Annotated in this window: 13 protein-coding genes and 1 pseudogene; 10 read left to right on the plus strand and 4 right to left on the minus strand. The window is 44.5% G+C overall.

The features are described 5' to 3' along the window. The 9 genes and pseudogenes from JHC35_RS03435 to JHC35_RS03475 form a co-directional block, all read left to right on the plus strand. A pseudogene (locus JHC35_RS03435) lies at positions 1–781 on the plus strand (hypothetical protein); the annotation flags it as partial. A gap of 54 nt (positions 782–835) precedes the next feature. Beyond that, positions 836–1,405, plus strand: a complete 570-nt coding sequence (locus JHC35_RS03440; protein WP_365996479.1) for an OmpA family protein — start codon at positions 836–838, stop codon at positions 1,403–1,405. Beyond that, a complete protein-coding gene (locus JHC35_RS03445; protein WP_295042015.1) occupies positions 1,406–2,281 on the plus strand; it encodes a tetratricopeptide repeat protein in 876 nt (291 codons plus the stop codon). 83 nt (positions 2,282–2,364) lie between these two features. Then, complete coding sequence (locus JHC35_RS03450) at positions 2,365–2,886, plus strand: peptidylprolyl isomerase (protein WP_295042017.1); 522 nt, start codon at positions 2,365–2,367, stop codon at positions 2,884–2,886. Continuing rightward, entirely contained in the window at positions 2,849–3,640 is a 792-nt protein-coding gene (locus tag JHC35_RS03455; protein ID WP_295042018.1) for a helix-turn-helix domain-containing protein, read from the plus strand. The genes JHC35_RS03450 and JHC35_RS03455 overlap by 38 nt, the downstream gene beginning before the upstream one ends. Before the next feature lie 2 nt (positions 3,641–3,642). Continuing rightward, positions 3,643–4,578 (plus strand): ACP S-malonyltransferase, encoded by a 936-nt coding sequence (gene fabD / locus JHC35_RS03460; RefSeq protein WP_295042020.1) that lies wholly within the window; start codon positions 3,643–3,645, stop codon positions 4,576–4,578. Then, entirely contained in the window at positions 4,575–5,333 is a 759-nt protein-coding gene (locus JHC35_RS03465) for a nitrilase-related carbon-nitrogen hydrolase (RefSeq protein ID WP_295042022.1), read from the plus strand. The genes fabD and JHC35_RS03465 overlap by 4 nt, the downstream gene beginning before the upstream one ends. Positions 5,334–5,341: 8 nt before the next feature. Continuing rightward, on the plus strand, positions 5,342–6,034 hold the full coding sequence (locus JHC35_RS03470) for a 5'-methylthioadenosine/adenosylhomocysteine nucleosidase (RefSeq protein ID WP_295042024.1): 693 nt from the start codon (positions 5,342–5,344) through the stop codon (positions 6,032–6,034). 16 nt (positions 6,035–6,050) lie between these two features. Next, positions 6,051–6,782: an ATP-binding protein gene (locus JHC35_RS03475; RefSeq protein WP_295042026.1), complete on the plus strand. Its 732-nt coding sequence runs from the start codon at positions 6,051–6,053 to the stop codon at positions 6,780–6,782. Here the strand turns inward: JHC35_RS03475 and mutY are convergent. Next, positions 6,765–7,712, minus strand: a complete 948-nt coding sequence (gene mutY / locus JHC35_RS03480; RefSeq protein ID WP_295042028.1) for an A/G-specific adenine glycosylase — start codon at positions 7,710–7,712, stop codon at positions 6,765–6,767. The genes JHC35_RS03475 and mutY overlap by 18 nt on opposite strands. Next, the gene (locus JHC35_RS03485; RefSeq protein WP_295042030.1) at positions 7,712–7,879 is read right to left on the minus strand and encodes a hypothetical protein; all 168 of its coding nucleotides are present in this window, start codon (positions 7,877–7,879) and stop codon (positions 7,712–7,714) included. Before JHC35_RS03485 ends, mutY begins: the two co-directional genes overlap by 1 nt. Positions 7,880–7,930: 51 nt before the next feature. Here JHC35_RS03485 and JHC35_RS09310 point away from each other — a divergent pair, with 51 nt between their 5' ends. After that, entirely contained in the window at positions 7,931–8,506 is a 576-nt protein-coding gene (locus JHC35_RS09310) for a YigZ family protein (protein ID WP_365996480.1), read from the plus strand. Here JHC35_RS09310 and JHC35_RS03495 read toward each other — a convergent pair whose 3' ends face one another. Then, complete coding sequence (locus JHC35_RS03495) at positions 8,507–9,472, minus strand: DUF3137 domain-containing protein (protein WP_295042032.1); 966 nt, start codon at positions 9,470–9,472, stop codon at positions 8,507–8,509. Then, on the minus strand, positions 9,469–9,774 hold a 306-nt coding region (locus tag JHC35_RS03500), incomplete at its 5' end, for a LemA family protein (RefSeq protein ID WP_295042034.1). The genes JHC35_RS03500 and JHC35_RS03495, both read right to left, overlap by 4 nt.

The following is a 9,774-nucleotide window of genomic DNA, read 5'->3' on the forward strand; positions in this document are numbered from 1 at the left end:
ATTGGTCCGGTGGACAAATCCGAAACACTCGGAAATCGTTGCCGCAGACTATACCCTTTCGTATCAAAAAGTGATTGTCATAGGGGGGATGTACGGATTTGCGAAATGGGCAAATCGTGATCAAAGCGATTTCTATTATACGTCGCTTGCCGATTTTAAACCGACAATTTATAAGATGAACCTCTTTAGTGGAAAAAAAGAAAAAGTAATCAGTTCAGACGGTATGGCGGTGTGCTCAGATGTGAGTGAAGATGGGAACCGTCTTTTATTAACACTGGCTCCCAACGGTCAACCCGATATTTATATGTATGACACAACTACCGGAGTGAAAACACAAATTACCAATTATGCCGGCATCGACGTCAACGGTCAGTTTATGGGAGACGGATCTATCGCATTTGTCTCCAACCGTTTTGGTTATCCGAATATTTTTTCGATGCGTCCGGGGAGCAATGCCGTATCTCAACTCGTATACCAAGGAAAAAACAACTCATCGCTAAGCTCGTACAAAAACTTTTTGGTTTATAAAGCACGTGAAAACAGTGCAACGTACGCCGGAAATGCTTTTAATCTTCATTTGCTTTCGATCAATTCCGGTAATGTTAAACGATTAACCGCATCAGGAGAGAACGATTTTCCTAAATTTTCGCCTGACGGTGAAGCTATTTTGTATATAAAACAAGAGGGACCGCGCAGTTCAGTGGGTGTGATCCGGTTTGGTTTGAACAAAAGCTTTATTTTTCCACTAAAAATAGGAAGAATTGAATCGATTGATTGGTAAAATTATCCATTTTTCGATATTATTCCATCATATTTATTATCCGGAGGAGATATCATGATGAAAAAAGTTGCTTTTTTAAGCGCAACTGTAGCAATGTTGGTTTTGAGCGGATGTAGTTCAAAAGAGCCTGTGATCGATGCAACTGCGATCAATGCAACTGCAAACGGAGCATCTGCTGGAACAAACGCAAATGCGACAGATGGCACTGCGGGTGCTAACGGTTCTGTTATTTCGCCGATGACAAACGCGAATGCGACAGATGGCACTGCGGGTGCTAACGGTGCGAACGCAACTGGTTCAGACGGTAAATTGGTAAGCATTTTGTTTGATTTCGACAAATTTGATATCCGTGCCGACATGCAAGATGTAATGACTAAAAATATCATGCTATTGAAAGGTAAAACAATCAAACTTGAAGGTAACTGCGATGAATTCGGTAGTGACGAGTATAACTATGCACTTGGTCTTAAACGTGCAAACGCAGTTAAAGCAGCTTTGGTTAACGGCGGTATAAGTGCCGATGCGATCTCAATGACCAGTCTTGGCGAAAGCAATCCTGTTTGTTTGGAAAAAACTCAAGAGTGCTGGGCTAAAAATCGTCGCGTAGATTTCAAACTTCCGTAAATGCGTTCGTTAGTACACATTTCTCTCCTACTCTCATCTGCTCTTCTTGCTTCTGAACCTTCAGTGTTCGGAGCGGGAGATTTAAATAATCCCAATCCTTACGGTCTTACTCACGAAGAAAAATTGATTCTTGAGAATAAAAAAGAGATTCAGAGCGTTATTCAAAAAAACAGTGCGCAAAATGCGAAAGTTGAGACGGTCGCGGAACGCCTTGATGGGATGCAGGGGATTATAGAAGGGCTCAGTCAACGATCAAATGAGCAAACGTTAGTTCTGCAAAAATTGCAAGAAAAAGTGGGATCGGAGAGTAATGCTTCTCTAAGCCTTAGTGACTTGCAAAAGCAGGTGAGTGCAAACACTGAAAATATTGTTCAGCTTAAAACATTGCTCGAAGAACTTTCCCGTGTTGTTGATGACATTAATGCCAACTATGTTACAAAAGAGCAGTTTGCAGCATTGATTAAACAACTCAAAGTGAGCATTCCCGACACATCTGCATCCATGAGCACTATGTCTAATGGTGCACTTGAAAAAGAGGCAAATCGTCTTTTTGATCAAAAGCAATACGCAGATGCGCAAAAATATTTTGAACAAATGGTACAGAAAAAACATAAAGTTGCTGAAGCACTTTTTATGATCGGTGAAACGCAATTTGAGCGCAAAAATTATAAAGAAGCGATTGGAAGTTACAAAGAATCTGCGTCACGTAACGAAAAAGCGATGTATATGCCGACATTACTGCTCCATTCAGGGCAATCAATGGAAAAAACCGGAGACAAAGCAACCGCAAAAGCATTTTATCAAGCGACAGTTTCCAAGTACAGTGGAACGGGAGCGGCCAAAGAGGCTCAAGAGCGCTTATCAAAGTTAAAATAACCTCGTTTCTCTAAGTTGAGCCTTTCAGCATTGTTAGAGGTAAATGTGCTAAAATCGCACAAACTAAAATTAAGGCATTTAAAATGGCAATTGAAAACAATCAAATCGTATCGATTGAATACGAAGTACGTGACGGCGGAACCGTTGTTGACAGTAACGTTGGCGGACATCCGTTGACATTCATGTTTGGAAAAGGACAAATCATCCCTGGTCTTGAGAGCGGGATCGCACATATGAATATGGGTGAAAAAGGGGACGTTCTTGTGAAAGCTTCAGATGCGTACGGCGATTACAATGAAGAAGCGCAACAAGAGCTTCCGCGCGAACAATTTGCAGGGATCGATTTGAATGTCGGAATGACATTGTACGGTCAAGGCGAAGATGGAGGAACCGTTCAAGTGATCGTTAAAGAGATCAAAGATGACACGGTCATTATCGATTTCAATCACCCGCTTGCAGGTAAAGATTTGATGTTCACGGTTTCAATCCTCAATGTGCGTGATGCATCAGCAGAAGAAGCAATGACTGGAATCCCGGCTGAAAACCGCGTTGAACAAGGCGGATGTTGTGGAAGCGGTGGTAATCACGGCTGTGGATGTCACTAATTTTCTAACGGCTTCTCCCTCTTCGGTTGAAGCGTTTAAAACGGCAAATTTACTCAAAGGTTTAGGGGTAAATGCCATTATCTTGGGAGAACGGGGAACAGGGAAGCTTACTCTGGCCCGTTACATCCTCCCTCATGCACCCATCATTGATGCGAGCCATTTTGACGAACTTTTGGATGCGATAGAATCCAACAGCGAAGTGATTATTCATCGGCTTGACAGTGTAGCTAATCTCAAACGTCTTATTGAAACGATCCAAAAAACACATACCCGTGTCATAGCAACCGGCGGCGGACGCTATTCTCAAGATCAGTTGGATGAGATTTTTACGATACGTCTCGCGCTTCCTCCATTATGTGAGAGACAAGAAGATGTCAAAATTCTTGTAGAAGCTTTTGTCAAAGAGGCAAGAGAGACGTTGGGAAAATCTGAATCATTTGATTTAGAAGGGTTTGTCCCCGATTTGAGTGAAAATGCTCTTTCATTACGACGGCAGGTCTATCTTCATTATCTTTTTGACAGCATTAATGAAAACGATTTAATGGGAATGATGGAACATTATTTGGGAGAGAAACTCGGAAGCAACAACGATTATCGCAACTATCTTCATTTGTATGAAGTCCCTTTGATACGTGCGGGGATCAAACGATTTAAATCCCAATTGCAATTGGCGGAGCGTTTAGGACTTAACCGTAATACGCTTCGCAAAAAAATTGCGGACCACTCTGAGTATAAATTAGAAACAAAGGAATAATAATGTCACAAAAAATTGCAATGATTTTCCCGGGACAAGGGTCTCAAACAATCGGAATGGGGAAGTCTTTTTATGAAAACAGCCCTTTAGCGCGTGAAATGTTTGAAAAAGCGGGCGAACGAATCGGTGTCGATTTCACCAAACTTTTGTTTGAAGAAAATACGCAACTCGATCAAACGGAGTATACACAGCCGGCTATTTTACTCATTTCGATGATTGCTTATAAGCTCTTTCAAGAGGCGCGCCCTACGGATGCCGCGATGTTTTTGGGACACTCATTGGGTGAGTTCAGTGCATTGTGTGCATCCGGTGCGATCGATTATGTCGATGCGGTAGAACTGGTTCATAAACGCGGAAAGCTTATGGGACAAGCGTGCGAGAATATCAATGCGGGGATGATGGCGATTTTGGGGCTGGATGATGCGGTTGTAGAAAATCTTTGTGCTGCGGCCAATGCAGAGGGTAAAAAAGTGTGGCCGGCAAACTACAATCAAGCCGGTCAGCTGGTGGTAGCGGGGATCAAAGAAGACCTTCAAGCAATGGAGAGCGTCTTCAAAGAAGCGGGTGCAAAACGGGCATTATTGCTCAATATGTCGATTGCGAGCCATTGTCCGCTTCTGGAATCTGCGATGGAACCGTTAGCCGAGACGATGGAAAAGATGATCTCGGATACGTTCAGCGCTCCGATTATCTCTAACGCTACCACTGCACCGTACTCATCAAAATCAGAAGCGATAGAGCGGCTTAAAGTTCAGTTGGTTCAGCCGGTAAAATACAAGCAATCGATTGAAGCGATTGCCGGTGATATTAATTTGATGATCGAATTCGGTAACGGTGCGGTTCTCAAAGGGCTTAACAAACGAAACGCTCCAGATGTCGAGACACTTGGAATCAGTGATATGGATTCTCTTGCAAAGGTATGTGAAGCGCTCGCATGAAAGTCGCTCTAATCCAATCCGCACCGAAACTCAATCGTACCAATCTGAGAGATGTATTGGCATTGGTTGAAGCGAATAAGAATGCGGAAGTGGTCGTTTTTCCCGAGCTCTCGTTGAGTGGCTATTTGCTTCAAGACAAGCTCTATGAGGATGCGTGGAAAATAGACGAATTAAGCGAATTGGCCGAAGCGAGTCAAGGGTGCGATATTGTTATCGGTGCCGCATTATGGGAAAACGATAACGTCTATAACAGTGCGTTGTATTTTTCGCAAGGTAAACTTTTGCACATTCACCACAAAAACCATCTTCCCACCTACGGGATGTTCGAAGAGGGGCGCTATTTTTGTGCGGGGGATGAGATAAAATCGTTCAAAACACCCTATGGAAATGCCGTGATGGTGATTTGCGAGGATCTGTGGCGAGCGGAGAGTATTGCGGCGATAGCAGCATCGGATGCCGAGATCGTGTATGTGTTGGCCGCTTCTCCCGCACGCGATTTTAGCGATGAGGGGATCAGCATCGAAGCTCAATGGGACTCTTTGCTCAAATCGACTGCACTGCTCAGCCATAACTATGTAGTGTTTGTCAATCGTGTCGGATTTGAAGACGGTTTGGGTTTTTGGGGTGGTAGCCGTGTGATCACTCCGATGGGGAAAACCGAGTCTATTTTGCCTCTTTTTGAAACCGAATCCAAACTTTTTTCACTCGATCAGCGGTTGAAAAAACTGGGTCGATATTTAGTTAAACACTCGTAAGGAAAAGAATGAAAATAGCTATTATGGGCGCAATGCGCGAAGAGATTGATCCGATTTTAGAGACACTTGGAAACTATACCAGCGAAGAGCACGCCGGTAATATTTTTTACCATGCCGAATATGCGGGGCATGAATTGGTGATCGCCTATTCTAAAATCGGGAAGGTCTTTTCAGCGATTACCGCATCGGTGATGCTAGAGCGCTACGGTGCAAAAGCCCTTTTGTTTAGCGGTGTTGCCGGAGGGATTAGTAAAGATCTCAAAATCGGTGATTTGATCATGGCGAGCGCATTGTGTCAGCACGATGTCGATATTACCGCATTCGGTCATCCGGACGGCTTCATCCCGGAGAGTTCGGTCATGATTGAGGCGGATGAAGACCTTCGTTCCCTTGCGTCTGAAATTGCCGTTGATATGGGTGTAGATCTCTATGAGGGGATCATTGCTACGGGCGATCAGTTTGTTGCCTCATCTGAGCGTAAAGTGTGGATCGAAAAAACGTTTCATGCGGATGCGTTAGAGATGGAGGGGGCGAGTGTGGCATGTGTATGTCATAACTTCGGTGTTCCGTTTTTTGTTCTACGTGCGATCAGTGACAGTGCAGATGGCTCCGCCGATGTCGATTTTGATGCATTTTTGCAAAGCTCGGCACAAGTGAGTGCCAAATTTATTTTAGAGATGGTAAAACGCATTGGCGATTAAACTCAGTAAAAAAATTATGAGCAAAATCGGTCGCACGAATGCCGAATTTGCGTTAATTGAAGAAGGAGATAAAATCCTCGTCGGTTTGAGTGGCGGGAAAGATTCTCTCACGATGATTCATGCGTTGATGGAGCAGCAACGACGTGCTCCATTTAAATTCGAGCTTTTGGCTGTAACGGTCACCTATGGGATGGGTGAAGATCTATCAGCATTGATTGCTCATTGTGCGGAGCACGGGATCCCTCACCGCGTGTATGAAACCAATACCTATGAGATAGCCGCCGACAAAATCCGTCAGAACTCCTCGTTTTGCAGCTTTTTCTCCCGAATGCGTCGCGGAGCATTGTACAGTGCCGCCAAAGAGTTTGGGTACAATAAAGTGGCTCTCGGACATCATCTCGATGATGCGGCAGAGAGCTTTTTTATGAATCTGATTTATAACGGGCATATGAGAGCCTTGGCACCGAAATATCGTGCCGGTAACGGTTTGATCGTTATTCGTCCGTTGATACAGCTACGTGAGCGTCAGTTAGCCGCGTGTGCTTTGGAAAACGAAATGCCGACCATCGGAGACGAAGCGTGTCCGTCGATGCGATTCGATGTGAAAATGCCGCATGCCCGTGCGAGCATGAAAACGATGCTCTTTGAGATGGAGCAAAAATATCCCGATCTGTTTGTTTCGATTAATTCGGCATTCGGTCATATCAGCGATGACGCGTTTTTTGATCCATCACGATTTAACCTTTAATAAATCAACCACTTTATGATCGGCACGGCTCAGAGAAAGCTGTGCGATCTCCTTCGGATCAAACCACTCAAATCCCTCTTCAGTGATCTCATCATCTGTGACATACACATCGGCTTCGAGGGTAAAATGGCTGTAGTGTTGGGTAATGTGTCCTAAATACTCAGCAGTAGAAGGTTCAATCGTTTCGTAAAATCCCCATAACCCGTGCAAGAACTTTTCATGCCGCTGTTGGAGTGCGTATTTTTGATTATGTTGATGGACAATGATGGAGCGTTTTCGTATCGGTTTTATCGTTTTCTTTTTCGCTTCTGGGTACGAGAGGGGCTCGGCTTTACCCTTGCACCACTGCTCATATGGACATTGTTCACACAACGGCTTTTTAGGAAGGCAGATTAATGCTCCTACATCCATCATTGCTTGATTGTATTCAAATGGATGTTTGGTATCAAAAAGTCTATAGGCATATTCCCACAGCTTTTTATCGTTGCGTTCACTCAGAGCAAAATATCGATGCAATATCCGCTTGACATTGGCATCCAGTATAGGAAGCGCTTCGCGATAGGCAAATGCCGCAATCGCATGAGCAGTTGAGCGTCCGATACCGCTCAACTGCATCAAATCGTGTGTATTGGTCGGTAGTATTCCTTTGCATTGACGGGCGGCATTGTGGAGATTGCGTGCGCGTGTGTAGTAGCCTAATCCTTCCCATTTTTTTAAGACATCATCGAGGTCGCAAGAGGCTACATCGGCGAGTGTAGGGAAGGCTTCAAGGAAGGGAAAATAGAACCGTTCAAGGACAGTTTTTACCTGTGTTTGCTGGAGCATTATTTCACTCACATATACCTTATATGGGTCGTTTGTAAGTCTCCATGGTAGCTCGTGACGACCGTTTTGTTCGTACCATTGTAGGAGAGAGGTTTGAGGTGTCATCAGCCTAGTGTCGGCGGTTTAAAGTACCAGTATGCCCCGAGGATGAGAATACCGAAAAACGCGATTTTAAAAACCCACTTCATCAGTTTGAGATAGACTAAAAAAAGGATGATGCCGATCAGCCCCAAAGAACTTAATCCGTATCCGCTCATCAAAAAATCGATCATTTGAACTCCAAAAGTAAATGTGCCATTATAGCAAATGGTATAATCGCATGCATGAAAACCGTGAATCAAATTTTTACCGATATGATCGAAATCAAAGGATCGAAGTTTATCGCCCATCTAATGCCGATAGGGATGTTTGAATCAGAGATGGTGCGATTGCGTGCCGAACATCCAAAAGCGGTACACTGGGTGAGTGCTTCACGAAGTCTCAATGAATTTGATCAAATCGTTGAATCTTCCAGCGATGACGGTGAACCCAAAGGGACATCGGGGAAACCGACTTTGGCAGTACTCCAAGGGCATGAACTGATCAATGCGGCGATTATCACGGTGCGTTATTTCGGCGGTACAAAATTGGGTCCCGGCGGATTGGTACGCGCCTATGCCGATGCCGCAAATGCTGCGTACGCGCAAGCGGAACTATTACCGTATGAAAAGCTTTTTGTCTACGCAATAGAATGCAATTACTCTGTGGTATCGATGGTTGAATACGAAACCGTTCAAAAGCATATACGGGTTCTCTCCAAAGAGTTTGGAGAGAAAGGTGCGACTTTTAGTATTGAGGGGACGACAGATAATTTAGAGAGTTTTTTTACTGCTTTGGGACGTTCAATCCAAATAATTTGATTACTCTTTACTCCACAACTTCTCATTGAGTTTCAACTCTTCGACTAAACCGATCGTATTTTGGAGGGTGTTCACATATTCCATCGCCTGTTTGTAATCAAGGAGTGAGGTAAAGACGGCGGGTTCAAAGAGATCTTTTCCGGTGCCGATTCCGACGTGGATATGGTTATGGACAAACGAAATAAAAAGCGGATGAGAAACTCGACGCTGAAAATCCAGAATCCGTTTCATCATCGAATGTGAGAGGATATAACGCGCTTCGATTTGATCCGATCCGTAGACGACAAAGTGCTTTTCAAACTCAGGATCGTCCATGCGTACAAGACTTTCGTGGGTGAAATTGATCGATTGGAGCCATCCTCCGATCAAAGAACCGAAGCTCTTTTCGGCTTGATCGGGGAGTACAACGGTTTTGGCTTTGAAGTGCTTGTTAAACTCGGCGACGAGGAACAGTCCGCGAAAGAGGGTATGCCACTGGGTACGCCCTTTGGAATCACGGGTTTGGTACTCGGCATGGACATCGGAAAATTCGAGAGGCACACCGTCGATGGAACCTTTGACATAATCGTTTCCGCTGTAGCGGTCGATAGAGTGCTTAAAGAGTTCACTTCGCTCAAAGAGATGTTGAGAGACCATGAAGTTAGGGTTATAGAGCAAATGAGAATCGATAGCCCCTACCATAGGGGTAATGATGCGCTCTTTAAAGTCTTTGGCGTAACCGGATGTCATTGCGCGGTACGTTATTGATGCAAGAACGATAAAGGCGATTGCTATCCCCATCATGAGCGGATGAAGAAATCCGAAATTTTTCCCCATCCACAGCGCAACGATGAGAAAAATGACAATCCCCATCCCCCTGTAAAATTTGAGTTGAGACACGATCCGCTTTCGGGTCTCTTCAAGCTCGCTGAGGGAAGGGTAGAGCTCTTTGTAATAAAAATCGGTGAGTTCGGAGGTCGATTTCATCGATTAAATAAATTGTGGACGTCGACGTTTTGGCGCTCGGCTACGGTGATTTCGAAAACGCTTCGCTTTTGAAGGTTCATCCATCCTGCGATAAGATTTGTCGGGAACATTTCGATGGCGTTGTTGAGATCAGTAACCGATTGGTTGTAGGCACGGCGTGCGGCGGAGATTTGCTCTTCGATTTCGTTGAGTGAACGCATCAGGTGCATTACGTTTTCATTCGCTTTGGGGTCGGGATATGCTTCCAACGCGACCGTAATAGAACCGAGCGCGGCAGACATTTTGGCGTCGAGAGCGATTTT

This window comes from Sulfuricurvum sp., from assembly GCF_022759005.1.
In the GTDB taxonomy this organism is placed as follows: Bacteria; Campylobacterota; Campylobacteria; order Campylobacterales; family Sulfurimonadaceae; genus Sulfuricurvum.

Bases quoted from the DNA above. Each gene is read 5' to 3' on its own strand.
- JHC35_RS03470 (WP_295042024.1), top strand. From the start codon at position 5,342: ATGAAAATAGCTATTATGGGCGCAATGCGCGAAGAGATTGATCCGATT.
- JHC35_RS03475 (WP_295042026.1), top strand. From the start codon at position 6,051: ATGAGCAAAATCGGTCGCACGAATGCCGAATTTGCGTTAATTGAAGAA.
- JHC35_RS03495 (WP_295042032.1), bottom strand. From the start codon at position 9,472: ATGAAATCGACCTCCGAACTCACCGATTTTTATTACAAAGAGCTCTAC.
- JHC35_RS03440 (WP_365996479.1), top strand. From the start codon at position 836: ATGATGAAAAAAGTTGCTTTTTTAAGCGCAACTGTAGCAATGTTGGTT.
- JHC35_RS03450 (WP_295042017.1), top strand. From the start codon at position 2,365: ATGGCAATTGAAAACAATCAAATCGTATCGATTGAATACGAAGTACGT.
- JHC35_RS03445 (WP_295042015.1), top strand. From the start codon at position 1,406: ATGCGTTCGTTAGTACACATTTCTCTCCTACTCTCATCTGCTCTTCTT.
- JHC35_RS03485 (WP_295042030.1), bottom strand. From the start codon at position 7,879: ATGATCGATTTTTTGATGAGCGGATACGGATTAAGTTCTTTGGGGCTG.
- JHC35_RS09310 (WP_365996480.1), top strand. From the start codon at position 7,931: ATGAAAACCGTGAATCAAATTTTTACCGATATGATCGAAATCAAAGGA.
- JHC35_RS03465 (WP_295042022.1), top strand. From the start codon at position 4,575: ATGAAAGTCGCTCTAATCCAATCCGCACCGAAACTCAATCGTACCAAT.
- mutY (WP_295042028.1), bottom strand. From the start codon at position 7,712: ATGACACCTCAAACCTCTCTCCTACAATGGTACGAACAAAACGGTCGT.
- fabD (WP_295042020.1), top strand. From the start codon at position 3,643: ATGTCACAAAAAATTGCAATGATTTTCCCGGGACAAGGGTCTCAAACA.